The organism is Rahnella aquatilis CIP 78.65 = ATCC 33071, assembly GCF_000241955.1.
GTDB classification, from domain to species: Bacteria; Pseudomonadota; Gammaproteobacteria; order Enterobacterales; family Enterobacteriaceae; genus Rahnella; species Rahnella aquatilis.
On record NC_016835.1, the window covers coordinates 437675 to 463906 of the forward strand.

22 protein-coding genes are annotated in these 26232 nt (G+C 50.0%); 10 read left to right on the plus strand and 12 right to left on the minus strand.

The window, feature by feature from the left end; translation table 11 throughout:
- Positions 1-9: 9 nt before the first annotated feature.
- Together kduD and RAHAQ2_RS23945 are read right to left on the minus strand one after the other, a co-directional pair.
- The gene (kduD, locus tag RAHAQ2_RS23940) at positions 10-771 is read right to left on the minus strand and encodes a 2-dehydro-3-deoxy-D-gluconate 5-dehydrogenase KduD (protein WP_013577755.1); all 762 of its coding nucleotides are present in this window, start codon (positions 769-771) and stop codon (positions 10-12) included.
- A gap of 393 nt (positions 772-1164) precedes the next feature.
- Complete coding sequence (locus RAHAQ2_RS23945) at positions 1165-1521, minus strand: helix-turn-helix domain-containing protein (protein WP_013577757.1); 357 nt, start codon at positions 1519-1521, stop codon at positions 1165-1167.
- A 444-nt stretch (positions 1522-1965) separates the two neighbouring features.
- Here RAHAQ2_RS23945 and RAHAQ2_RS23950 point away from each other — a divergent pair, with 444 nt between their 5' ends.
- Entirely contained in the window at positions 1966-3102 is a 1137-nt protein-coding gene (locus RAHAQ2_RS23950; protein WP_231572451.1) for an efflux RND transporter periplasmic adaptor subunit, read from the plus strand.
- A 16-nt stretch (positions 3103-3118) separates the two neighbouring features.
- Positions 3119-6271 carry an efflux RND transporter permease subunit gene (locus RAHAQ2_RS23955; protein ID WP_014341969.1) on the plus strand — a complete coding sequence of 1051 codons (3153 nt, stop codon included), beginning with the start codon at positions 3119-3121 and terminating at the stop codon, positions 6269-6271.
- Between the two features lie 89 nt (positions 6272-6360).
- Here the strand turns inward: RAHAQ2_RS23955 and RAHAQ2_RS23960 are convergent, their stop codons facing one another.
- The 4 genes from RAHAQ2_RS23960 to RAHAQ2_RS23975 form a co-directional block, all read right to left on the minus strand.
- Positions 6361-6846, minus strand: a complete 486-nt coding sequence (locus RAHAQ2_RS23960; RefSeq protein ID WP_014341970.1) for an RrF2 family transcriptional regulator — start codon at positions 6844-6846, stop codon at positions 6361-6363.
- Positions 6847-7058: 212 nt separating this feature from the next.
- The gene (ompC, locus tag RAHAQ2_RS23965; RefSeq protein ID WP_014341971.1) at positions 7059-8216 is read right to left on the minus strand and encodes a porin OmpC; all 1158 of its coding nucleotides are present in this window, start codon (positions 8214-8216) and stop codon (positions 7059-7061) included.
- A gap of 611 nt (positions 8217-8827) precedes the next feature.
- The gene (locus tag RAHAQ2_RS23970; RefSeq protein ID WP_014341972.1) at positions 8828-9016 is read right to left on the minus strand and encodes a hypothetical protein; all 189 of its coding nucleotides are present in this window, start codon (positions 9014-9016) and stop codon (positions 8828-8830) included.
- A gap of 160 nt (positions 9017-9176) precedes the next feature.
- Positions 9177-9587 (minus strand): hypothetical protein, encoded by a 411-nt coding sequence (locus RAHAQ2_RS23975; RefSeq protein WP_037040952.1) that lies wholly within the window; start codon positions 9585-9587, stop codon positions 9177-9179.
- Positions 9588-9817: 230 nt separating this feature from the next.
- On the opposite strand from RAHAQ2_RS23975, the gene RAHAQ2_RS23980 reads away from it, so the two are divergent.
- A complete protein-coding gene (locus RAHAQ2_RS23980) occupies positions 9818-10597 on the plus strand; it encodes a (S)-acetoin forming diacetyl reductase (protein ID WP_014341973.1) in 780 nt (259 codons plus the stop codon).
- 65 nt (positions 10598-10662) lie between these two features.
- Here RAHAQ2_RS23980 and RAHAQ2_RS23985 read toward each other — a convergent pair whose 3' ends face one another.
- From RAHAQ2_RS23985 to RAHAQ2_RS23995, 3 genes are all read right to left on the minus strand, one after another.
- Positions 10663-11529, minus strand: coding sequence for a helix-turn-helix domain-containing protein (locus RAHAQ2_RS23985; protein WP_014341974.1), 867 nt, complete (start codon positions 11527-11529; stop codon positions 10663-10665).
- 89 nt (positions 11530-11618) lie between these two features.
- Positions 11619-12245, minus strand: a complete 627-nt coding sequence (locus tag RAHAQ2_RS23990) for a TetR family transcriptional regulator (RefSeq protein ID WP_014341975.1) — start codon at positions 12243-12245, stop codon at positions 11619-11621.
- A 169-nt stretch (positions 12246-12414) separates the two neighbouring features.
- A complete protein-coding gene (locus tag RAHAQ2_RS23995; protein WP_037040955.1) occupies positions 12415-14013 on the minus strand; it encodes a tannase/feruloyl esterase family alpha/beta hydrolase in 1599 nt (532 codons plus the stop codon).
- A 334-nt stretch (positions 14014-14347) separates the two neighbouring features.
- Between RAHAQ2_RS23995 and RAHAQ2_RS25375 the strand changes: the two genes are divergently transcribed.
- The gene (locus RAHAQ2_RS25375; protein ID WP_013577820.1) at positions 14348-14515 is read left to right on the plus strand and encodes a YhfL family protein; all 168 of its coding nucleotides are present in this window, start codon (positions 14348-14350) and stop codon (positions 14513-14515) included.
- A gap of 294 nt (positions 14516-14809) precedes the next feature.
- Here the strand turns inward: RAHAQ2_RS25375 and ovoA are convergent, their stop codons facing one another.
- From ovoA to RAHAQ2_RS24010, 3 genes are all read right to left on the minus strand, one after another.
- Positions 14810-16951 carry a 5-histidylcysteine sulfoxide synthase gene (ovoA, locus tag RAHAQ2_RS24005; RefSeq protein WP_014341978.1) on the minus strand — a complete coding sequence of 714 codons (2142 nt, stop codon included), beginning with the start codon at positions 16949-16951 and terminating at the stop codon, positions 14810-14812.
- A 146-nt stretch (positions 16952-17097) separates the two neighbouring features.
- Positions 17098-17235, minus strand: a complete 138-nt coding sequence (locus tag RAHAQ2_RS25380; protein WP_014341979.1) for a hypothetical protein — start codon at positions 17233-17235, stop codon at positions 17098-17100.
- A 213-nt stretch (positions 17236-17448) separates the two neighbouring features.
- Positions 17449-18996 (minus strand): methyl-accepting chemotaxis protein, encoded by a 1548-nt coding sequence (locus RAHAQ2_RS24010; protein ID WP_014341980.1) that lies wholly within the window; start codon positions 18994-18996, stop codon positions 17449-17451.
- 849 nt (positions 18997-19845) lie between these two features.
- Here RAHAQ2_RS24010 and tssB point away from each other — a divergent pair.
- The 6 genes from tssB to hcp are packed head-to-tail and all read left to right on the plus strand — an operon-like array spanning position 19846 to position 26157.
- The gene (gene tssB / locus RAHAQ2_RS24015) at positions 19846-20340 is read left to right on the plus strand and encodes a type VI secretion system contractile sheath small subunit (protein WP_014341981.1); all 495 of its coding nucleotides are present in this window, start codon (positions 19846-19848) and stop codon (positions 20338-20340) included.
- 31 nt (positions 20341-20371) lie between these two features.
- Positions 20372-21919 (plus strand): type VI secretion system contractile sheath large subunit, encoded by a 1548-nt coding sequence (tssC, locus tag RAHAQ2_RS24020; RefSeq protein ID WP_037040958.1) that lies wholly within the window; start codon positions 20372-20374, stop codon positions 21917-21919.
- Between the two features lie 15 nt (positions 21920-21934).
- Positions 21935-23284, plus strand: coding sequence for a type VI secretion system baseplate subunit TssK (gene tssK, locus RAHAQ2_RS24025; protein ID WP_014341983.1), 1350 nt, complete (start codon positions 21935-21937; stop codon positions 23282-23284).
- Positions 23281-23955, plus strand: coding sequence for a type VI secretion system protein TssL, short form (tssL, locus tag RAHAQ2_RS24030; protein WP_014341984.1), 675 nt, complete (start codon positions 23281-23283; stop codon positions 23953-23955). The genes tssK and tssL overlap by 4 nt, the downstream gene beginning before the upstream one ends.
- A 1-nt stretch (position 23956) precedes the next feature.
- Complete coding sequence (locus RAHAQ2_RS24035) at positions 23957-25633, plus strand: OmpA family protein (protein ID WP_014341985.1); 1677 nt, start codon at positions 23957-23959, stop codon at positions 25631-25633.
- 32 nt (positions 25634-25665) lie between these two features.
- Entirely contained in the window at positions 25666-26157 is a 492-nt protein-coding gene (gene hcp / locus RAHAQ2_RS24040; protein WP_013577830.1) for a type VI secretion system effector Hcp, read from the plus strand.
- The last annotated feature ends 75 nt before the right edge of the window (positions 26158-26232 follow it).

Genomic DNA, 26232 nt, shown 5'->3' on the forward strand with positions numbered 1-26232 from the left:
TTAGCGTGCTTAACGCGCCAGCCAGCCGCCGTCAACGGCAATGGTGTAGCCATTGATATAGTCGGAAGCCGGTGAAGACAGGAACACAACCGGCCCCATCAGATCAGAAGGCAGGCCCCAGCGGCCGGCAGGTATACGCCCCAGAATCTCTTCGCTGCGTGCTTCATCGGCACGAAGTTGCTGGGTGTTGTTGGTCGCCATATAGCCCGGCGCAATCGCATTCACGTTGATGTTGTGCTTCGCCCATTCGTTGGCCAGCAGACGGGTGACACCCATGACGGCGCTTTTCGATGCGGTATAAGAAGGCACACGGATGCCGCCCTGATAGGAAAGCATCGAGGCGATATTAATGATTTTGCCGCCGGTACCCTGAGCGATAAATTGTTTGGCGACAGCCTGTGACATGAAGAACACGGATTTGATGTTCAGGTTCATCACATCATCCCAGTTCTTTTCGCTGAACTCGATGGCGTCTTCACGGCGAATGATCCCGGCGTTATTGACCAGAATATCCAGATGCCCCATCTCTGCGACAGCACGTTCCAGCAACGCCGGAATAACTTTTGTGTCGCTCAGATCGGCGGTCAGGCTCAGGAAACGGCGACCTGTTGCGCCGACGCGCTCGATAGTTTCAGTGGGTTCGACAATGTTGATCCCAACAATGTCACAGCCGGCTTCGGCGAGGCCGATTGCCATACCCTGACCCAAACCGGTGTCGCATCCGGTCACTACCGCGACTTTTCCCTGAAGCGAGAAATTATCCAGAATCATGATGGTTCCTTTATGCATAAAACGGAGGCGAATACGCTTTTCCGCAGGACTATTGGTTGCCGGGCTGTGCCCGGCGCTGAAATGATAAAAGGAGTTTAGCGATAAAATTCCCGCAACTCAAGAAATTGAAACGTCATTTCAATTTATGTGAACTTTGATGTCGTTTTTTGTTGGGTGGATCACGTCCTGACGCGGAGTGTCAGGCCAATGCCAAAAACAGAGTGCAGAAAATGGCGAGACGCACAGCAAAGCGCCTGGTGAAATTAATCATCGGGAGGAATTCTGGAGAGGAAATGGAAGTTTATGAGGGAGAGAAAAATTCACTGCCCGGCGGGGATGCCGGGCCAGCGGTACACGCTCACGAGATAAACGCAGCGTAAGCAGAGATAAGAGTTAGTGCAGGCAGCCCTGGCATTCAGTTGCCAGATTCAGCCCGCGACGCCAGTCGCCCGGAGTCTGACCAAACTGTCGTTTGAAACTGCGGGTGAAAGACTGTTGTGAGTCGAAGCCCAGCGAAATCGCAACGCTGACGATAGGTTCGCCGCTGCTGGCCAGCATATCGGCAGATTTCTTCAGTTTTTTCTCACGAATGTATTCCCCCATCGGCAAGCCGGTGTGCTCTTTAAACATACGCTGCAGATACCAGCGGGAATAACCTGCCCGCTTGGCGACCGTTTTAATATCCAGTCGTTCTTCCAGATTGTGATCGATCCACTCGATCAGGTCGTGAATGAAATCCTCGGTTCTCATGGCAAGTCTCCTGCTTCTTTTTCGTTTGCGCCCCCCGAGGGCGACTCGTCTTTTTATACGTTGACCCAGTTTTTGATTAAATGCAAGTTTTACTATTGCATTTAATTGGCGGTTACCGGATAGTCTCATCACCCAAGGTAAACGTTCTGTAAAATAGCACATAAAGTGTAACAGTAATTCTTGCACTTTAGTAAGCGCATCTCTACAATCCCCTCGAATCAATTGTATCAGTATTTGATACATTATTGTGCTGATGAACAGCACAAGTCCCAAAAAAGTCGGATCAGGCAAAGGACGTTACCCGGCGGACAGGCCGGTGTATTGCCTGACAGCACTTACACACTGGAAATAAAAATAATGATGAACCTGCAAAAATCACAGGTTGTTGTACGCGGCCGCTCCGGTGGCACGCCTTTAACATTGCGCCTTTCAGGGGTTGCGCTGATGGTTGCCCTGCTTGCCGGGTGTGATAACAGCGTGGCGCAAAATGCTGCACCGCCTGCTCCGCAGGTCAGCGCGGCAGATGTGTTAATTAAACCAATCAGTCAGTGGGACGCTTTTAACGGACGCGTGGAAGCGGTGCAAAGTGTCCAGTTGCGGCCGCGCGTATCCGGCTACATCGATAAAGTGAATTATCAGGAAGGCCAGGAAGTGAAAAAGGGGCAGGTACTGTTTACCATCGATGACCGCACTTACCGGGCTGCACAGGAACAGGCAAAGGCTGAACTGGTGCGCGCGCGCAATCAGGCCAGTCTGGCGAGGAGTGAATCAGCACGAACGGAAGCGCTGATCGGTACGCTGGCTGTGTCGAAAGAAGTGGCGGAGCAACGTCGTTCGGCAGCTTCGCAGGCGCAGTCCGATGTGCTGGCCGCTCAGGCACAGCTGGATATGGCGCAGCTGAATCTTGATTTCACCCGCGTCATCTCCCCGATTGATGGTCGCGCCAGCCGTGCGATGATCACGACCGGCAATCTGGTCACCGCGGGCGACAGTGCCAGTGTGCTGACCACTGTGGTGTCACTCGATACGGTCTATGTGTATTTCGATGTAGATGAAGGGACTTTCCTGCGTTATCAGGCGCTGGCCCGCGAAGGAAAACTCAATGACAGCCCGCAAAGTCGCTTACCGGTTCATGTCGGGCTGGTGGGTGAAAACGGCTATCCACATCAGGGCGTGGTCGATTTTACTGACAATCAGCTGAACGCCGGCACAGGTACTATCCGCATGCGTGCTCTGCTGGATAACCGCGACCGCACGTTTACGCCGGGATTATTTGCCCGCGTTCAGATGCCGGGCAGCGCTCAGTTCAACGCCCTGCTGGTGGACGATAAAGCCATCCTTACCGATCAGGATCGTAAATTCGTTTATGTGGTTGATAAAGAAGGCAAGGCGCAGCGACGTGATGTGGAAATTGGCCGCATGTTCGGAGGATTACGCATCGTGCAGAAAGGCCTCGAAGCAGGCGACCGCGTGATCATCGACGGCGTACAGAAAGTGTTTATGCCGGGCATGCCGGTCAACGCCAAAACCGTCAGCATGGCGGCTAATACTGTCACCCCGGCCGCCCCTGCCGTTCAATAAAAGAGAATCCTGACTCATGGACTTTTCCCGCTTTTTCATCGACAGGCCGATTTTTGCGGCTGTCTTGTCGATTCTGATTTTAGTCACCGGGGCAATTGCCATTCCCCTGCTGCCGGTCAGCGAATACCCGAACGTGGTACCGCCAAGCGTGCAGGTTCGCGCTGAATATCCTGGGGCGAACCCGAAAGTGATTGCAGAAACCGTAGCGACGCCGCTGGAAGAAGCAATTAACGGCGTCGAAAATATGGTGTACATGAAATCCGTGGCTGGTTCTGACGGCGTGCTGGTGACCACTGTCACTTTCCGTCCGGGGACTGATCCGGATCAGGCACAAGTTCAGGTGCAAAACCGTGTTGCCCAGGCCGAAGCGCGTCTGCCGGAAGATGTCCGCCGTCAGGGCGTGACCACGCAGAAGCAGTCGCCAACGTTAACGCTGGTAGTGCATCTGGTGTCGCCTTCCGGCAAATATGATTCGCTGTATCTGAGTAACTACGCCACGCTGAAGGTGAAAGACGAACTTGCGCGCTTGCCGGGTGTCGGGCAGATTCAGATTTTCGGTGCAGGCGAATATGCCATGCGCGTGTGGCTGGATCCGAACAAAGTCGCGGCCCGTGGTCTGACGGCTTCTGACATTGTGAAGGCAATGCAGGAGCAGAACGTGCAGGTATCTGCCGGTCAGTTGGGTGCAGAACCGATGCCGAAAGACAGTGATTATCTGCTTTCTATCAATGCGCAGGGGCGTCTGAAAGATGAAGATGAGTTCGGCAAAATCATCCTGAAAAGCGGTGATAATGGCGAGATTGTCCGTCTTCGTGATGTGGCGCGTATTGAAATGGGATCCGGTAGTTATGCCCTGCGGGCGCAGCTCAATAATAAAGACGCGGTCGGGATTGGTATCTTCCAGTCGCCGGGCGCGAATGCGATCGATTTATCAGACGCGGTGCGAGCCAAAATGGATGAACTGGCAACCCGTTTCCCGGAAGGCATGACCTGGCGTGCGCCGTACGACCCGACGGTGTTTGTTCGTGATTCCATCAGTGCGGTGGTGCACACATTGCTGGAAGCCGTCGTGCTGGTCGTGCTGGTTGTTATTCTGTTTCTGCAAACCTGGCGTGCGTCGATCATTCCTTTGCTGGCGGTACCGATCTCTGTAATAGGGACATTCAGCATTCTGTATTTGCTCGGATTTTCGCTTAATACGCTCAGTCTGTTCGGGCTGGTGCTGGCGATAGGGATAGTCGTCGATGACGCCATTGTGGTGGTGGAAAACGTCGAGCGAAACATCGAGGAAGGTCTCGCGCCAAGGGACGCTGCGCACCAGGCGATGCGGGAAGTGTCCGGACCGATTGTGGCTATCGCACTGGTGCTGTGTGCAGTGTTTGTGCCGATGGCGTTTTTGTCGGGCGTGACCGGTCAGTTCTACAAGCAGTTTGCGGTGACTATTGCCATTTCAACGGTGATCTCGGCCATCAACTCGCTGACGTTGTCCCCTGCTCTTGCGGCATTGCTGCTGAAATCGCATGGTGCACCGAAAGACATGCCGTCGCGGCTTATCGACCGCCTTTTCGGCTGGATTTTCCGACCGTTCAACCGGTTCTTTAATGCCAGTTCACATCGTTATCAGAATGCCGTGTCGAAAACGCTTGGGCGTCGCGGCGCGGTATTTGCGGTTTATATTCTGCTGTTGTGTGCGGCGGCCTTTATGTTCAAAGCCGTGCCGGGGGGCTTTATCCCGACGCAGGATAAACTGTATCTGATCGCGGGCGTGAAAATGCCGGAAGGCGCGTCATTATCCCGCACTGATGCGGTGATCCGTAAAATCAGCGCAATGGGTCTGAGCACCGATGGCGTCATTGATGCGGTGGCCTTCCCCGGCCTGAACGCGTTGCAGTTCACCAATACGCCGAATACCGGCACGGTGTTCTTCGCGTTGAAACCGCTGAGCGAACGTACCCGTACGGCGGCGGAAATTAATGCGGAGATCAACGCCAAGATTTCGCAGATCCAGGAAGGGTTCGCGTTCTCTATTATGCCGCCGCCGATCCTCGGATTGGGTCAGGGTTCAGGTTATTCCCTGTATGTGCAGGATCGTGCCGGGCTGGGTTACGGTGCCTTGCAAACCGCGATTAACACCATGTCCGGCGCTATCATGCAGACGCCGGGAATGGGGTATCCGATTTCCTCATATCAGGCTAACGTGCCGCAGCTCGACGCACATATTGACCGTGATAAAGCCAAGGCACAGGGCGTATCACTGGATGAACTGTTCAGTACGTTGCAGGTGTATCTCGGCTCGGCCTATATCAATGATTTCAACCGGTTCGGACGTACCTGGAAAGTGATGGCACAGGCCGATGGCCAGTTCCGTGACACCGTAGAAGACATTGCCAATCTGCGTACCCGTAACGATAAGGGTGAAATGGTGCCAATCGGCAGTATGTTGAATATCACCACGACTTACGGACCTGATCCGGTGATCCGCTATAATGGCTATCCGGCAGCAGATTTAATCGGTGACGCAGATCCGCGCGTGCTTTCTTCGACACAGGCAATGACGGAGCTGATCGCAATGTCGAAAAACCTGTTACCGAACGGCATGAATATCGAATGGACCGACCTGAGCTATCAGCAGTCGACCCAAGGTAATGCGGCACTGATTGTATTCCCGATGTCCGTATTACTGGCATTCCTGGTGCTGGCCGCCCTGTATGAAAGCTGGACGCTGCCGCTGGCGGTGATCCTGATTGTGCCAATGACGATGTTATCGGCCTTGTTTGGCGTGTGGCTGACCGGTGGCGACAATAACGTGTTTGTACAGGTCGGACTGGTGGTGCTGATGGGGCTGGCGTGTAAGAACGCGATTCTGATTGTTGAGTTCGCCCGTGAGCTTGAATTGCAGGGGAAAGGGATTATCGAATCCGCGCTTGAGGCATGTCGTCTGCGTCTGCGCCCTATCGTCATGACCTCGATTGCGTTTATCGCCGGGACTATCCCGCTGATCCTGGGGCATGGCGCGGGTGCGGAAGTGCGCGGCGTTACCGGTATCACCGTATTCTCGGGCATGCTGGGTGTGACGTTGTTCGGGTTGTTCCTGACGCCTGTTTTCTATGTGGCACTGCGTAAACTGGTGACGCGTAAGAAAGCGGTGCTGGAAACGCAAACGGCATAATTCTTTAAATAAGTAGAATGCAAAAAGCCGGGAGAATATCCCGGCTTTTTAATAAGCTTTTTAAGAGCGGTGACTTACCTATCCGCGCTCTATTTCGAACAGAGCGAATCTTCTGCGTTTTGCGCCGCTAAATCTTTGGTACATTTGTATTTGCCACCGCGTTCAAACTCAGCCAGGGCATCCGCGACTGTATGACGGGCTAACACCTGAAACGACGCCTCTTCCGCTTCGCTGACAATGTTTTTGAAATAGGTGCAGGCATTGGCGCTGACCACACAGCGGGCGGGCACATCCGGGCGAGCTGCCCACAGACGTTTATCTTCAATCACCGCGCAATAAATATCACGAAGTGTGATTTCTTCCGCCGGGCGGCCAAGCGTAATCGAGCCAGTGCGGCCGAGTGTGGAGACGATAATGCCATGCTGAGTCAGCGGCACCATCAGTTTGCGGATAAAACTGGAGTTGGCTTCCAGACCCGTTGCTAAAATCGCACTGGTGCAGCGCTGGCCAGCCTTTTGGGACTGAGCGATACAAAACACCATCTGCATAGCTGTCGGAAAGCGATAATCTAACATGTCATTGTCCTGAGAAACCAAGTCTTAGGTAAAGCACCGTATCACAAAGGAAATCCCCTATACGTGATCTGGTCAATAATATAACAAACACTGTTGCATTATTGAAGGCAGACACCTCTTAAACGCACATAAAGCCACGATGCAGGGCACAAAAAAACCCATCCGCAGATGGGTTTTCATATTCAGATTCTTCAAATAAGAAGTTTCAGAGGTTAGAACTGATATTGTAAACCTACGCCAACAACATCATCGGTAGAGATACCTTGATTTGTGTAGAATTCATCATCACTGTCCAGCAGGTTGATTTTGTAATCAACGTAAGTGGACATGTTCTTGTTGAAGTAATAGTTTGCGCCAACAGAAACATATTTAACCAGATCTTTATCGTTGTTATCAGAAGTATTACTGCCGTCTGCCGTCAAATCCTTACCTTTAGATTGCAGGTAAGACACTTCAGGACGTAATCCAAAATCAAACTGATATTGTGCTGTTACTTCGAAGTTCTGCGTTTTATTTGCAACACCACTATCGCCAAACATCGTCATATTACGCGTCTCGGAATACATCGTAGCGAGATAGACATTGTTTGCGTCATATTTTGCCCCCACAGTCCAGACATCAGCTTTATCCCCTCCTGCAAAATTCTCACCTGCAGAAGCCGTCTGATCGTTTGTACGGTCAGATGACGCATACGCGGCACCTGCAGTGATACCCATACCGAAATCATAAGTGGTAGAAAGAGCATAGCCATCACCATTTTGATGACGCACGTCGCGGCCATTATTCGTGCCTTCACCTGCCGCGTTATAGTTAACGTCTTCACTGTTATTATCGCCATCATTCGCACCCTGGTATTGCAGTGCAAAGTTCCAGCCTTTTACTTCACCAAAGAAGTCTGTATTACGGTAAGTCGCCACGCCATTCGTACGGCCAACCATGAAGTTATCAGTCGTGGTGTAGGTATCGCCACCAAATACTGGCAGCATATCGGTCCATGCTTCAATATCATATACCACACCGTAGTTACGGCCATAATCGAACGAACCGAAGTCCCCGAATTTCAGACCTGCAAAGCCCAGACGGGTAGCGTTGCCTGCGGTACCAGAGCTTTCAGAATTATTGGCCTGAACGTTGTATTCCCACTGGCCGAAGCCGGTCAGTTGATCAGTAATTTGAGTTTCGCCTTTGAAGCCGACACGCACATACGTTTCGTCGCCATCCTGACCTGCATCATCTGAAAATTGGTGACGCGCATCAACTTTGCCATACAAATCCAGTTTATTGCCCTCTTTATTATAAACTTCTGCTGAATGCGCTGCGCCTGCAACCAGTAATGCCGGGATAATAAGTGCCAGTGCTTTTAATTTCATGATGCATTCCTTTATCATTTAATTGGATATTTGAATTTATTATATATATATTTTCAATGAGTCAGACTCGTATTAATATTACCTACAGAGTTCCGTGGTTCAGTAGATAAATTATCAGTTTTAATTTTATTATTTATTACTAGTTATTTCTGATTGGGTAATTAATATGTGGTGTGAATAATATATTTTAAAACATATTAAATTTATATTTATAAACATCTTGTTTTTTGTGGTACTTTATTTTTTCGGAGTTGTGGATTCATCACTGCAACTTTATTTACCCTTCCTTGGTTTTACTTATATTCATTTTTAAGTTGCCGTTTGACCCTGTTAACGGCGTTATGATTTTACCCCGCCTGACTGCGGGGTTTTTTTGCATAAAAAAACCCATAACCGGCGAAAGTTATGGGCTCAACAAATGAGAGAGAACTAAAATTTCTACGACGAGGTCAGAGAGATTTTCCACAACAACCTGCATAACAGATGTCACGGTTGCATTATCCGCAACAGAAACACCGGCTATTCAGGATACAGCACGTAATTTCAGGAGAGGGTTTCTCTCATTGCACAGCTCATTCCAGTAGCTGAACCGCAATAAACGGATATAGCGATCAGGAGCGGCGAAACCAGGCCGGATCACTGTTCCCCACATCAATACCGTAAAGACAACCTGTGGCGAGAAAGCTTTCCAGCAGGCGGGATGTGTCCTGCGCCCTTTCCGCTTGTGGATTATTGAACTTAGGGTGCGTGATGCGTTGCCACAGCGAACGGCGCTCAGCAATGTGTACAGTCGTTGACATACAGGCCTCCGGTTAATCGCAGCTTCCAAATCAAAGCTTCTTTAACGCTGGTTTCAAAAACGTGGCAAACGTTATCTGCCGCGGGAATGAACGTAGTTAACCTTTTATGAACTGCAAACTGAACCAACCATTTTTGCTTTCTATATGAAGTTTTGAACTATCACTCCCGCAGCCACACACCTTCACAGAACAGTTTTGCACACGCCTGACTGTTCTGATGGCGTACCTCCGGATCAGCAGGATCTTGCGCCAGTTGTACGAGCATGCCGGTAAAACACTGCGCCAGCGCGAAAGCGGGAATATCACTGCGGAAAAGTTTGCACTGCTGGTTGTGCGTGAGATTTTCTGACATCAGGCTGGCCAGTAAGCGCTGGGTTTCTTTCGCCAGAGGCGGCAGCAAAAATATTTGTTGCGTCAGTTCGGTGTTTTCGGCGAGAAAATTCAGTAATTTGCGAAAACTGAGCGCCACCCGATCCAGTACCTGATTTTCGGCGACGTCAGGTGCAATCTGTAATGAACGCACCAGAACTGTCAGGCGTTCGCGGAATAAATCAATGTCATTGCCGGTCATTTCTGCATCCTTACTTTCTTATACATCCCCCATTCTAACCAACTTGCTGGCAGGAGCATCCACATGAGTTTGGTCGAATCGGAAAAAGTTAATAACCGTGGCTAACAATTGCACATTGGGAGCCCCAGGCGTAAACCAGTGGATAGCTCACGTAACGGCACCGGGTCGGGGTAGACCGTGCCTTGCGCGCAGCACCTGAAGAAGATACCTAATACATAGAGGATAGTTGTATGTCTAAAAATGGAAAAGTGGCTTTAGTGACAGGTGGCGGTCAGGGGATCGGCCGCGCGATTGCACTGCGTCTGGCAAAGGATGGTTTTGCTGTGGCCGTGGTGGATTTCAACGCGGAAACTGCGAAAAAAGTCGCCGAAGAAATTAATCACGCCGGGGGGAAAGCCATTGCACAGCTGGCGGACGTTTCTGACCGGGAACAGGTTTTTGCTGCCGTAGAAGCGGCCACCAAACAACTTGGTGGTTTTGACGTCATTGTGAATAACGCCGGTATTGCGCCGACGACACTGATTGAAGACATCACGCCGGAAATTGTCGATAAAGTGTATAACATCAACGTAAAAGGTGTGATCTGGGGTATTCAGGCTGCAGTTAAAGCGTTCAAGTCACAAGGACATGGCGGCAAAATTATTAATGCCTCATCACAGGCCGGACATGTGGGTAACCCTGAACTGGCCATCTACAGTTCGAGTAAATTTGCGGTGCGCGGGCTGACACAAACGGCTGCGCGTGACCTGGCCTTGCTTGGGATTACCGTCAATGCTTATTGCCCCGGGATTGTGAAAACGCCGATGTGGGAAGAAATAGACCGTCAGGTGTCTGAAGCAGCCGGAAAACCGGTGGGTTATGGTACCCAGGAATTTGCCAAGAATATCACGCTGAAACGTCTTTCTGAGCCGGAAGATGTCGCCGCTTGCGTTTCGTATCTTGCCGGGCCGGATTCTGACTATATGACCGGTCAGGCGCTGTTGATTGACGGCGGTATGGTGTTCAACTGATCCCTGTGCCCGCCCGTCAGGCCTCTCAATTATGAGAGGCTTTCCTGTTTCTCTGTTCTACCTGATCACTGCCTGGCCAGCGGAATATAGTATTCGCACGTCACGCCTTTGAGGGCAGACTCCCGCGAGTATTTCTCCAGGTCCGGTTGCATAATAAATTCCAGACCCAGCGTCGGCAAAAACACGGAATACAGATACAGGATAAAATCATTCAACCGGCTAAGATCATACGGATAGTTGATCTTCAGGTAGCGACTGGCCGGGACAAGGATATTGTGGCTGTCACTGGTTTGCACCTGATGCGCCACGGTGTAATCCATCTGCAACGCATTTGCCACTTCATCATTTGTATCGGGACGGCAGTCCGATAAACCCCAGACCGGAGCCTGCAGCGATGCCGGTGTTTCCAGATAACGCAGCAACTCTGCACGGTGAACATGATTCTTACTGTTGAATAAGGCTTCAATCGGGTAAGAATGCGAGACGGTATTCCCTTCAAACGCCATCTCCGGCAGTTCGACAATTTCATATTCCGGTTGTGGAAACTCATCGACGGTCAGTGGTGCGGTGATCCCGTTCATGGTCCAGGATGCATTGCGGCGATACGTACCGGGCGTTTCGGCAAAGTTCTTTTTGAATGACCGGGTGAACGTTTGCTGCGAATCGTAGGAGTAATACAACGAAATATCGAGGATGGGCATATTGGTCAGACGCAATGCGATAGCGGCCATCGTCAGACGGCGGTCGCGAATGTATTTACCCAGTGCGTAACCTGTTTTACTTTTAAACAAGCGCTGAAGATACCATGGTGAATAGCCGGTTTTTTTCGAGGCCTTTTCCATGGTCAGACGATCACTTAAGTTGACTTCGATCCAGTAGAGTAGCTCTTTGATCAAGTCATCATGAAAATCAGGTTTTTGTTCGCTCTGCAAAATGAACTCCCTGTGCTGCTATAAAGTCGCGTGATTAAAGCGCGACAGATTTTGAAATCACATTCATTACGGGGACATCCGCGCTATGGCTAACGTATTTTAAACACAGACGCTTCCTTAAGATCGGGTTCTCGGTTATACAGCTCATTTTCGATGGCGCGGTGCAAATGGTATTCGGCACAGTCCGCGGTCAGCCCGAGGGATTCCAGACGCGCCATAGCATCCATGCTGCTGCTCAGGCCAATCAGTCGCCAGGAAATATGCGCCGGAGACTCTCCTTCGACAAACTCCCCTTTTTGCCGACCGAGCGTGATGGCGTCGGAAACCATTTCGTGCCAGTCAGTGACTGACAACGCAAATGCCGCTTTCATCAGCGGTTCCTGCTCTGTCAGCAACATGGCCTCGTGCCAGAGTGGGATTGCCATCAGAGAATGCTCATCCTTTGAGTCAATCAGGAAAAGATTTAAGCGCTCGCGTGCCGTCAGGGTCTGACACTGTTCCAGCAGTTGATCTTTCAGCACTTTCATCACTTGCGTATAAGCTTGCGCACGCAATTCGGCAGCGCTGGAAAAATGATGATGAACCTGACCTGTTGCCGCCCCCGCTTCAAGAGCCACACGGCGAACGGTGGTCGCCGCTAAGCCTTCACGGCGGGCGACGCGTGCAGCCGCTTCCAGAATGGTAGTTCGGCGTGCTTCTTTACACAGATAAGCCACAGGAATAACCGAAGCAAAGTAGACAGCAGAGGATAATGCCAAGACTTGAACGGATGTTCAAGTTATTTGAGAACGTTCATTCACCTGTGAATTTATATAGGTAAATGGCTTGCAATCTCATGCAAAAGTCTACCAGCCGAAGCAGACAGAAAAGGTAAAGTGAGAAATGTTATTTGGCGGCACAGGTAAAACTGGAGGCCACTTTCGGGTTACCCTGTCCGTTGTATCGGGGGAATAAAGGATAATCGCATAAAGGCATTTCGCGTCCGGCAGTGACTTTGTTTGTATCAATCATGACTTGCTGACCGGGGTCAATCCCATGAACGACCCATTTATCCAGAGCCCCTAATGAATCCCAACTCGCCCGATAAGTACCGCTGCTATGTGTGAAACCCGGTGCCAGGTAGAAACGGGCAAACTGATGAAGTTCCTGATCACCAAATTCAGCTTTCAGTTTCTCGTAATACGCCACGGTATTTCCCGGCGGAACAGCCATGTCCGCTGTTCCATGCATCAGTAATAGTTTGCCTCCGTGCTGCACAAAAGTGCGGATGTCGGCATTATTATTATCGACCTGTTCCGCCAGTACCTTCAGTCGTGCCTCGTGAGCTGCGGGATTAAACCGGAGAGAGTCGTAATTTGCATCGCGCATCACCTCGTAGCGGACAGCCTGATCGCCCATCATATAAGGAAAGGAAATAATAATATTACTGGCTTCTGGTTTTGGCCTGTCTGCACCGGAACCAAAAACACTGACCAGCGCAGAAGCATCTGCACCACGTAAGATTGGCCATGGGGCAAAATGATCGCCAGTTAGCAGGCTGACACCCAGCGGCACCGGTTTATTGAGCATCTGTACCAGTGCGATTTGCGTATCTGAAAGACAATGTGCGCCCGCATCTTTCCCTTCCGGACAGCGCAGATGGGACAGTTTAAATGTGGTACTGCAGGCATCCGGATTAGCGACTACGCCATCAGCCAGACCATCGAGTTTGTCGCAGGCACCGGTAACGGCATTGGCAATCAGCGCGGCTTTTGCGGGCGAAATCCACGCGCCGGGCGTGTTGTAAATTGCCTTCCCGATACTGATCCCGGCTATGTGCAGTTCAACGACGTTGTACACCGGATGAATGGCAATCGCGCCGTCGTAGTCGAGCGGGAAGCGCTGGATCGCGGCAAGAGCTTCGTGTCCGCCTTGCGAATTACCCTGGAAATACATATGAGCAGGTTTTCGACCATAAGCCTGTTGGATCAAGGCAATGGCCACATCGTGTGTTTTTTTGATTTGCGCACCCGCAAAGTTATCCCAGGCTTCCTCGTTAAGGGTAAAGGAAGCATCAGAGACGCCGCCCTGATGTCCGGAGTCACTGCCAAACGTGGCATAACCTTGCTTTATCGCGCCGGGTGTCGCTGCCGGCGCGAGACGTGCCGTGTCGGCGTCTTTAATCGCGCCGTCGAAACCACTGCCGCCCAATTGCAGGGCTTTACCATTCCAGTTAAGCGGCAGATAAAGCTCAAAATTAATGTCTGGCGCATTGAGAGCGACGGGCTTGATCTGTCCTTCAATCTTGCAATGTTGATTGCCCGGATGGCCTGCCATCGCCACTGTGATGACCCGCGCGCCCCTTGTCGGTAGCCCGATTGCAGCTGCATTGATATGCGTATTTTTTAAAGCGACGCACTGCGCTTCGGTGAGGCCTTTTTCCGGAGCAGCCACAACAGTAGCGGTGAACAGCACAAGCGGGCAAAGATAAAGAGAAGCTTTCATCAGACAACGTTCATTCCGGCGGCTAAGAAGCGGCAGTTTGTCATTAAATGGCCAGTGAAAAAAGTCTTTTGGCGGTTGAGCGTTTAAAAAAACACGCCTAATATGCATTAATTATATATGCCATGAATATTAAAATTCGGGAAATCATCTGTATCATTAAATCTAGAAACATATTAATAATCAATATTTAAAAATATACCGGAGAATTAAATATTAACCTGGCAATATCAGCGGTATTTATTTGCCTGTTGTGATTGTTAAGCGTATATTCGCGCCTGCCTGATTTAAAATGACGGCTAATACACATAATTATCTATTTTAAAAAGGAATTTATATGAAAAACTTATTTAAACTGGCTCTACTGGCCGCTGTAGTCACCACGCTTTCCGGCTGTACAGGTAGCGTTTTTAACAAAGAAAAGAATTGCGACTATACTTATTTACTACACCCTGCAATTTCCATTTCTAAAATGATCGGCGGTTGTGGCCCGGCGGAGAAATAAGTAGCCAGTTTTGTCATGCCGGACCTTTATGTCCGGCATTTGTGATTCTGCAATTCCCACATTCGTCATTTTTACAAGATCCCCATTTTTCATTCACGAATATCAGGCAAAAACATTTTTAGTTACAACATGCAATAAGTTTATCAACATCAACAACATCGAAAACTTAACCAAACGTGTCTGGTTTATTGCTACAGCATAGAAGCATCCTGAATATGTTGACCTGCCTGCATAGGAATATGATAAAAAAATGGCCGCCTGTGCGACCATTAGTCTCTTTCAGAAATACACATTTTACCGCTTACGCCACAGTGTAAGTTCCGCTACGGTATGCTGGAATTTCCTCGCCGTTTCACGGATCACAAACGGAACATCGGTCGGTTTCCTGACCTCTTCAAATTCACTCGCCAGCAAACGTTTCAGCGCCTGATGTGTCGTAACAGCTTCACCATTTTCGCGGAACCCGCCCAGCCAGTGCTCTTTTGGAGTGAATTCTTCGAGCCAGGTATAAGGTGAAGAAAGCATGAGTAAACCACCAGAACGGATCATAGGCGTGATATCTGCCAGAAAACGCGCCGGTTCACGCAGCCGGTCCAGCAAATTAGCCGCCAGAACCAGATCGTATAATTCAGCCTGCGGCTTCAGGTTACAGGCATCGCCCTGGACAAAAGTCACCCGCGCTGTCTGCTCTGCTGATATATTCACATCGGCCAGCGAAGCCTGACAATAATCCACCAGTTCGCCCTCCTCCGGGATCACATACCGACAGGCTTCACCGCGTGCCAGAGCCAGAGCGACATCAATAAAGCGCGCGGAATAATCCATTCCGACCACAGAATCAAAATGACGTGCAAGTTCGAAACTGGCCCGCCCAGTAGCACACCCGATATCCAGAGCCCTGCCACGGTGAATCGTATTTTCAACTGCAATATCAGCAAGTTGTGCTGCATAGTTCATTACATCAAAATGACGCGGTCCATATTGAAAATCAAGATATTGCGCCACCAGGCCGTCAGTTTCATACGGATTCACCGTTACCAATTCCTGATGGCTGGAAATTACATAACGGAAACCGGCATGCTGGAAAAAGTGCCGGCGGAAAGCATAACGCGAAGACTTCAGCGCTTCATTGCCTGTTGAAATCCAGCTTCCGCCTTTGATCATCGAATGTTTACCATCAAATGTTGGCGTCGAAAAATCATCATATAAAGGATGAACACGGAAACCATCAAAACCACTGATTGGTGTTGACGCCCATTGCCAGACATTCCCCACGACATCGTAAAAATCACCCTGCGCAAAATGATCTACCGGACAGGATGATGCCCACCACGCGAGGTTGATATTTCCCGGTGCTGTTTTCCAGTCTGGCTGATCTCCCGGCACCTGATCCCGCAGAATCATCCATTCGGCTTCGGTCGGCAACTGAACTGATTCACCGGTCTGGGCTGCTTTCCAGCGACAGAATGCCGCCGCTTCCAGTTGATTGACTTCAGCGGGCCAGTCCCAAGGCATCGGCACTTCTTCCGTCATCAGACGGAGTTTCAACCGTTCTGGTTCACCGGGTGAACCCACCCAGAAAGTAGGCATTTCAGCCCGCGCAAAATCCCGCCAGCCTGCCCCTTCTTCGTCCCACCACCGGGTCTCGTGATAGCCACCAGCCTGTACAAAGGTATAAAATTCAGCGTTACTGACCAGCATCTTACTGGCGCTAAATGCCTGAATTTTCTGTACAGACGTCCCGTATTCGTTATCCCATCCGTAAGTGTCATCATGCTTACCTAACGTGACAATGTCACCTTTGACTGCCAGCACAGAGTTTTCAGGTACGCTGTTGCGGTCATGACGGGCGATCTCACACGCAGGCCAGTGAGATTGTGGCTTAACCCATTCCACCGGCAACTGACGGATCAATACACTGGACGTTTCCAGATGAATACGTTCATGTTCGATACCCATCAGAATCACCCACGCAGGACTGTCCCACCCGATGGGTAAACTCAGCGTCATGGTGTCAATAATACCCAGCACTTCTTCCCGTACTTTGTCGCGATATTGACGCAAATTGACAACGGACGGCCAGTTATAGTTTTGATCGTCGAGATCATCCCAGCTCATTTCATCCACACCGATCGCCAGCATAGCTTCGATATGGGAATCAATACGTTGAGGAATCAGCCCCGCAGCTATCAGTTTATTGATATAGAAAGTGGCGGTATGACCGAAATAAAAAATCAGCGGATGGCGAAGCGAAATGGCCTTATTGTAATACGCGCGTTCATCAGCGAGGCAATCAAACAGGCTTTCATACAGCTCCCAGGTTTGAATAAAATAATCGCGAATTTCCTGACGTTTCTCTTCCGCTGTACCGGTGCTCAGCAAAATGGTCTGAGTCGGTTCTGGCAGCCCGATAGCCTTGTTTTGTTTTGAAAGCATTTTTAGTCCTCTGTCTTCTGGCGTTGCCAAATCAATACACAATTGTAGCAGGTCACATCTTTGGCTTATTCCCGGTCTGGTACTTACCGGTTTTATATTCCCAAACGTCAGACATTAACATAACCTTAAAATCATACCGATACCCGCTATCTCTCCATAAACAGCAGGGAATTTTCACGAACATGCAGAGATTCCCCCTCAAATTGACGACGCACATTGTAATAATCTGGTGCGTCAATGATGCCCTGAATATTGTCAGAAAATGCTTCCAGTGCCTGTTTCATCTGCCCAATGCCACCTGAAAAATCACAGGCCGGTGTTATAACGAGCTGAAGGAGCTTAGGCAAAAGGTTTGTGACTGCAAACCTATTAAGTCTGGAGTCACAGAGGTGATGAATGAAGAAAAATAAAGCGCTTAAGAAAGGGATTATGCTGAGTTATTCAGGAAGATACGGGCGGCTAATCACCGCCCTTTATTTCAATAATTAACGATACGATTATACCGTTGCCAACCTGAATGCAGATACTGAGCGGGTCAGATGAAGAACCTGTTCCTCCAGAGAGGCCGCTGCGGCCGCTGACTCCTGAACCAGTGCTGCGTTTTGTTGCGTCACGCCATCAATTTCTGTCACCGCCTGTTCAATCTGGCTAATCCCACGGCTTTGTTCATCAGAGGCTATGGAGATATGTTCCATTAATACATTAATCTGACTAACAGAGGAAATGATCGCCGAGATGGAATCGCCAGTGCGCGAGACCTGATCCGACCCTTCGCGTATATTCGCCACTGATTCAGAAATCAGACTTTCGATTTCTTTTGCTGCCACAGCGCTACGCTGCGCCAGACTGCGCACTTCGCTGGCAACCACGGCAAATCCGCGCCCCTGCTCACCCGCGCGTGCCGCTTCAACCGCGGCATTGAGGGCCAGAATATTGGTCTGGAAAGCGATACTGTTGATCACACCTGTAATATCTTCTATTTTTTTCGAACTGCTGTTAATACGCCCCATCGTACCAATCACGTCCTGAGCGACTTTCTCCCCTGCGCGCGCATTTTGAACGGCTTCACGTGTCAGACTGCTTGCACGGGATACATTTTCGGTATTTTGTTTTACCGTCGCACCCAGTTCTTCCATGCTGGCGGCGGTTTGTGTCAGCGCAGCGGCCTGCTGTTCAGTACGGGAGGCCAGATCAATATTACCTGCAGAGATTTCCTGCGATGCATGTGCCACGGTATGGCTGGTATCACGTACCTGTCCTATAATCCGGGTCAGCGACTGACGCATATGTTCTATCGACTGCATCAGCTCTTCAATTTCACTGCGGGATTGTGCTTTCACTGGTACTGGCGTATCGAGATAACCTTCAGCAATCTGACGGCAATGATCGCGAGAACTCAGCAGCGGCGTCAGAACAAAACGCTTCATTAACATCAGCACACTGATAATGATGATCAGGAATAACAAACCAAAACCGACTGTCAGGCCGATACCAAATTTGAAATGACTTTGTGCATCACTGTTAAGATTTTTGGCGTACTGTTCGTGCAGCGCCAACACTTTATCCAGCACGATTTCATACTGACGATCGAGTTTCACCACCTCCGGGATCTGCGTTTTAAATGCAATCTGGTCACCGGCCTTCGCCGCCTCAATCAACGGCTGAATACCGTTCTGGCGATACTTCTGGTACGTGTTGCGGTATTCGCCGGCAAGTCCACTTTCACCGGGCAATTTCGGTGCGTCAAGATATGCCTGAAACGCCGCATCGGCTTTACCGACGACTTCAATGACCCCGTCCAGGGCAGGTTTTGACTGCTGGCCGTCGCCGTTTTCAATTTCTTTCATATATTCCATCACCCGCACTCGCGAAGTACGGCTGTGGTTAATAGGGTCAATAATAGAAAGCACCACACGGATCTCTTTGTTCACATCATCCAGTGAATGATTACTCCGGGTGAGCAGCCAAACATTTGAAAGCATGCTGGTGAAAAACAGTGCGAAAAGAATAACAAGAACAAGCAAAGACGACTTTTTAAGCGACATCGGGAGATTCTCAAAACGAAGCAGGAGTCTGTTTATCGGCATTCCCCTTCAAATGTTTAATATTTCCAGCGTCCTATCTGCAATTTGCGGCACGATGATCGATCGTATGAGAAATTCCCGCACACGCTTTAAGGTCGGTTACTGCCGCCAAGAAACCTGAGGATAATCTTAGGCGTTTCTCAAAAATGATTTTTCACATTTACATAAAAAATATGAATAAAACTTCAGAAACAATACTTACTTCGTATTTATCGTTATTAACAGCATCAATACCTCAATAAAAAATGAAAAAAATTTCATAAAACGATTTGGTGAATTCATCATAAACATTGCCGGAGTGAATATTACTAAAGTTTTTAGATGAAAATTATTATGAATTAAATACCATACTGTCTTCAGACGAATAATTTTAATGGAGTTATTTAAAAGATTAGCTAATTTATTTTATGTCACTTTTCACCTGAATCTACAGCCCACATAAAATTTCACTTAAGTGCACCCCGCGTCCTATAAGGCCTGCCTGCAAATACCGAGAAAAGGCCCATATATCAAGTGACATGGATGCTTATGTCACGCCGCATTCATAGAAACATTTGGTTACATCATTTAAATGTCAATGCCGCTTAATATCTCCCTAAAATGTCACCCACAGGTAGCTACCTGCAATTCAATTTTTTAGATAAATTCAAAACACACTGCGAAATGTTTCTCATAAATATCTTGATTCGCTAGTGACCCTGAATTATTCCGACGTATTCCGCGGAAAAGGATGCAGTTTTGGCAGGGTTGCCAATATCATATTTTAAGAACCATTGGCAGCGTTTATCACTCTATAAGTAAGGGATAAGCATGTCTAATAGCTTCCAGAATGAAATTCCGAAAGCGCGCGTTAACATAAAACTGGATCTACACACTGGTGGCGCACAGAAGAAAGTCGAATTACCGTTAAAATTGATGGTAATGGGTGATTACAGTAACGGAAAAGAGAACCGCCCGTTATCTGAGCGCGAAAAAGTTAACATTAATAAGAATAACTTTAACAGCGTATTGGCTGAATTCAGCCCTTCACTGAACCTGACCGTGGAAAATACGCTGGCTGGTGACCGCAGCGAAGAAAACATCTCCCTCAATTTCAATGAAATGAAAGATTTCGAACCGGAACAAGTTGCCCGTCAGATCCCCCAACTACGTGCGATGCTGGCAATGCGTAACTTATTACGTGACCTCAAATCCAATCTGCTCGACAACGCCACCTTCCGTAAAGAGCTCGAAACTATTCTGAAAGATCCTGCGCTGAGCAATGAACTGCGTAGTGAGCTGAATGCCCTGGCGCCAAAGGCGTAATTGCCTCCACTTAATGGATTAATGCGAGATAATGCTTATGTCAGTCAACACTGAAAATTCCTCTTCCAGCCAGACGACCGTTCTGGATCGCCCTGAAGCTGGCACGGTTTACGCTTCCCTGTTTGATAAAATCAATCTGACGCCGGTGTCCTCACTGGGTGACCTGAACGATTTTCAGGACACGTCTGCGCTGGCCGATGTTACCGCCGATCAGCGTGTCACTGCTGCAGTACAGGTCTTTCTGGAACGCCTTAAGCTGTCCGGTCAGACTGTTGAACGTCTGGATAAAACCCTGCTCGATCATCACATCGCCGAACTCGACAGCCAGATCAGCCGTCAGTTGGATGTGGTCATGCATCACCCGGAATTTCAGCGTATTGAATCCGGCTGGCGTGGTCTGAAGTTCCTGGTTGACCGTACAGATTTCCGCCAGAACGTGAAGATTGAACTACTGGACGTCTCTAAAGACGACCTCCGTCAGGATTTCGAAGATTGTCCTGAGATCATCCAGAGCGGCCTGTACCGTCATACCTACATTCAGGAATATGACACACCGGGCGGCGAGCCAATCGGTTCTGTGATTTCCAACTACGAGTTTGACGCGTCGGCGCAAGATGTCGCATTGCTGCGTAACATTTCTAAAGTATCTGCCGCTGCACATATGCCATTCGTCGGTGCGGTCGGCCCTAAATTCTTCCTGAAAGATTCCATGGAAGAAGTGGCCGCAATTAAAGATATCGGCAACTACTTTGACCGTGCGGAATATATCAAATGGAAATCCTTCCGCGATTCTGATGATTCCCGTTATATCGGACTGACCATGCCACGCGTGCTGGCTCGTCTGCCATATGGCCCTGATACCGTACCGGTTCGCAGCTTTAACTATGTTGAAGAAGTAAAAGGCCCGGATCATGAGAAATATCTCTGGACTAACGCCGCGTTCGCGTTTGCAGCCAACATGGTGAAAAGTTTCATCAAAAACGGCTGGTGCGTACAAATCCGCGGCCCGCAGGCGGGCGGCGCAGTAACTGATCTGCCGATCCACCTTTACGATCTCGGCACCGGCAATCAGGTGAAAATCCCGTCTGAAGTGATGATCCCGGAAACGCGCGAATTTGAGTTTGCCAATCTGGGCTTTATCCCGCTGTCTTACTACAAAAATCGCGATTACTCCTGCTTTTTCTCTGCCAACTCTGCACAGAAACCGGCGCTGTATGACACCACTGATGCCACGGCAAACAGCCGCATCAATGCACGTCTGCCGTACATTTTCCTGCTGTCGCGAATCGCGCATTACCTGAAGTTGATTCAGCGCGAAAATATCGGCACAACCAAAGACCGCCGCCTGCTGGAACTGGAGCTGAATACCTGGATCCGCACGCTGGTAACAGAAATGACCGACCCGGGCGATGATCTGCAGGCTTCCCATCCGCTGCGTGATGCCAAAGTGACTGTAGAAGACATCGAAGACAACCCGGGCTTCTTCCGCGTGAAACTTTACGCCGTACCGCACTTCCAGGTTGAAGGCATGGACGTGAATCTGTCACTGGTTTCTCAGATGCCTAAAGCGAAAGCGTAAGAGGCCGGAGTGGTAATGAAAATTTATCGACCACTATGGAGTGAGGGGGCATTGCTGTCCCCTCAGCAGTTCCAGCAGCAGGCTTTGTGGGAAGCACATAATAATCAATGTGTTGCTCACCTGTCGGTTGTTAATCCCTGGGGTGTAGCCACAGCTGAATTTGATGAGGGCTTGCTGAGTGTCAGACGTCTGCAAGCACTTCAACTGACCGTGCGTCTGCCTGACGGTTCTCTGATAGATACCGGGAGCAGCGATCTTCTCCCCCCTGCCCGGGATTTATCTCAGGATATTCCGGCACAAGTCAATGAGCTTACGGTGATGCTGGCGATGCCGTTATTGCAGGCAAACAGCAGTAACGTACAACTCACTGACAACGCGGGAGATCGCCCACTTCGTTATCGTCAGGAATGGGTAAATGTTCAGGATGCATTCGGTCAGGAAGAAGAGTCCATGGCTGTGGCCCGTTACGCTTTGTCTCTGCGTTTTGACACAGAACAAAACGAGGAATACCTGATCTGTCCTGTATTACGTCTGGTTCGCGACGGTCAAGGCGGCTGGAGAAATGACAGTACATTTATTCCTCCGTTGCTGGCAATGTCCGCTCATCACGGGCTGGTCCTGGACATGGAGCAAATTCTCACACAATTGCAGGCTAAACGCCGCCGCCTGATGGGGATGCGTCGTGAGAGCAATCAGCGTATGGCCGATTTCGCCGTCGCAGATGTGTCATTGTTCTGGCTGCTTAATGCCCTCAATACGCATGTTTCAGCATTATCTGAACTGGTTAAAAATCCGGCGCGGCACCCTGAACAAGTCTGGTTTGAATTATCGAAACTGGCGGGGAGTCTGCTGACGTTTTCCCTTGAACATGATATCGAGGCGATACCGGCTTACGACCACGCGTCCCCAGAGACCGTTTTCCCGCCTTTACTTGACCTGATCGGGGAGTTACTGGAAGCCAGCCTTCCTTCGCGCGTAATCTCGCTGGAAATGCACAAGATCAACGGCCAGCAGTGGAAAGCGCCTCTTAATGACAGCCGCCTGCGCGAAGATGCGGACTTCTACCTGTCGGTGCGCTCAACACTGCCTGCTTATCAGCTGATTTCCCAGTTCCCTGCCTTATGCAAAGTCGGGGCACCGGACGATGTCAATAATATCGTTAATATCGCACTCAATGGCATACCACTGATCGCTTTAAGCCATGTTCCTGCTGCTATTCCTCTTCGTCTGGAAAACCAGTATTTCACAATGGATCTCAAGCATCCATCTGCGCAGGCCATGCTGGATGCGGGTACGTGCATGTTCTATGTACCGGAACTTCTCGGTGAACTGCAACTGGAACTCTATGCGGTGCTTCGGTCATGAGAAATGAAATAGATATTGATGAGTTGCTGGCCGATACCTGGCTGTCAGTTGTGCAGTTACGTAACGGCGTGGTTGCAGAAGAAGGCGAGGCTTTATACGAGCGCTGCCGCGCTCAGGTAGAGCGAGTTAAGGACCAACTACAGCTGGCCGGTTACGATAGCGAAAGCATTGAACATATCACGTATGCCCAATGTGCATTGCTGGATGAAACTGCACTCGGTCGTCAGGCTGAGGACAAGGCGCCTGATAACGGACATATTACCTGGCAGCGGGCACCGTTGCAGGCGCGTTTCTTTGGCTCTCTTCAGGCAGGTGAAGCGTTATACGAGCGGATTCGCTCTGTGCTGCGTCAACCGGCTCCCGATATCACCGTGCTGACCTGTTTTCATCGGGTCTTATTACTGGGTTTTCAGGGGCAATATAGTGCTCAAACAATCAACCCTCAGCAACGTGAGCAAACCCTCACCGCACTTGCCGGGCGGGTTACTCCTTTCAACGTGGTGCTCCCGGGTGCATTGCTGAGTAAAACAGGGCGGGTACGTGGCGGGGCATTATTACGCTCACTCTGGTTCTGGGTTCTGGTTGCTATTGTGATCGTGTCCGGTGTCTGGTGGGGCGGGCATGTCTGGCTGCAACATCTGATTAATCAGCAATTGCCGGGGCAGTTCTGATATGCGCATCGGTTCTCGTTTATCAGTTTACTGCCTGACCGGGATGACGGGTTGTCTGGCACTTCTGTTGTGCTGGGGATTCAGCCCATTTGCCGTCTCCACAAAATCAGTCATTACTCTCATCACTTTGGTTCTAATGGCAGGGTTCATGCTGTGGGGAAGGCGCAATCATGTGTTCATGGATGCGACGACACGACTGGAAAGCCTGCCGGAGATATCGTTTTCGCAGCCGGTCGTTCTTGTTTGCGGGGACAAGCTGGATGCGCTGTTTGGTGAAACTACAGTACGGGTTACCCCACTTGCCTGTTATGTCAAAACAGACAGTGTAAAACCGTTATCCATTTTCGTTGATGCGGTGCTATCACAACGTCCCGGCTGGATCCGCCAGATGGCCGTGCTGTACAGCGTTTCTCCGGAAGCTCATGCCGATGAAGCTGTTTTCCGTGCCACGATTAAAAGCTGGCGTCAGCAGTTTTATCGTTTGCAAAAGCGCATCGGATGCCGCATTCCCGTGCTGGTCAGTTGCTGGCTGAACGGATCTGTATCGCCATGGTTTGTGGGCGCTGCAGACGGGAAAATGATCGTCAGGGACGACGACGAAGGCGCAACACTGCTGAGTGACTGGTTGCCTTCGTCAGACATCAATATGCAGCCCGCTCGCCAGTCTCAGGCTATCTGTCTTGAGGCAGCCTGTTCATGGCTTCGGGACGTTGTGCTTGATGAAATGCAGCATCCTGAAACCCTGAGCACGCCGGTTTGTCCCGTGGCCGTGGGTGTCAGGTTTGACGCCGTGTCGGGTGTGCCCGATAACCTTTGGTCTGCAGCATTGACGCGGCGTACCACACTGAATGCGCTGATGCCACTGCAATCAGAGAGCGTGGCAACTCTGCCTTTTCCCGATCCTTTGTTACCGCTGCTTTCCGGCACTACCCGTCATATCAGGGCAGGGCTGGCACCGGTAATAGCTGTCATTCTCATGATGTGTTTTGCGGTAACGGCCATTGCATTTGTCGTTAACAACAATCACCGGCTCATTACGCGTATCGGTATGGATCTGAAGCGCTATCTGGTCATCCCAATGAGCAATTACGTTCCGAAAGCACAAGCCGTTGCCGTGCTGAAACTGGATGCTCAGTTGCTTGAGCGTTATCACCGCCAGGGCGAGCCTTTACGTCTGGGTTTGGGACTTTATCAGGGTGAACGACTCTGGCTGGCTCTGCAGCAGGAAATTGATCGTTACATTCCTCCGCCACCTCCACCGCCGCCCGCTGAAAAGCACACGCCTAAAACCGTGCGACTTGATGCCCTGTCGCTGTTTGACACCGGCCAGTACGAGCTTAAACCAGGCTCGCTCAAAATGCTGGTGAATGCGCTGGTGGATATCAAAGCCAAACCGGGCTGGCTGATTGTGGTAGCCGGACACACGGATATTACCGGTGACGCCAAAGCCAACCAGATATTGTCGCTCAAACGCGCCGAATCACTGCGTGACTGGATGCTCTCAACCAGCGACGTTTCCCCGACCTGTTTTGCCGTGCAGGGTTATGGCGCAACACGCCCGATTGCAACAAACGATACACCGGAAGGCCGTGCGGCCAACCGTCGTGTCGAAATCAGTCTGGTGCCACAGGCAGATGCCTGCAAGGCATCAGCAACCCCAAGTTCATCAAATGATTGATGAATGTTTACCTTAGAAATGGAGAACTACCCATGGCAATTCCTGTTTATCTGTGGCTGAAAGACGACGGCGGTGCGGACATTAAAGGTTCCGTAGACGTTAAAGATCGTGAAGGCAGCATCGAAGTGGTTGCGCAGGATCACAACCTGTATATCCCGACCGATAACAACACCGGCAAACTGACGGGTACTCGTATTCACACCCCGTTCCTGTTTACCAAAGAAATCGATTCTTCCAGCCCGTACCTGTACAAAGCAGTGACCACCGGTCAGACCCTGAAATCTGCTGAGTTCAAATGGTATCGCATCAACGACGCAGGCCAGGAAGTTGAGTATTTCAACACCAAACTGGAAAACGTCAAGCTGGTGAAAGTCGCGCCAAAAATGCACGACATAAAAGATCCGGCTAAAGAGAAACACAACCACCTCGAAGCTATTGAGCTGCGTTACGAAAAAATCACCTGGACCTACAAAGACGGCAACATCATTCATTCCGATTCGTGGAACGAACGTACCACCGCGTAAGACCTTACAGCAGACGGTTTGCCGTCTGCTGTTTTTGTTTCCTGAGCCGCCGGTCTGGCGGTTGAGCAAACAAAA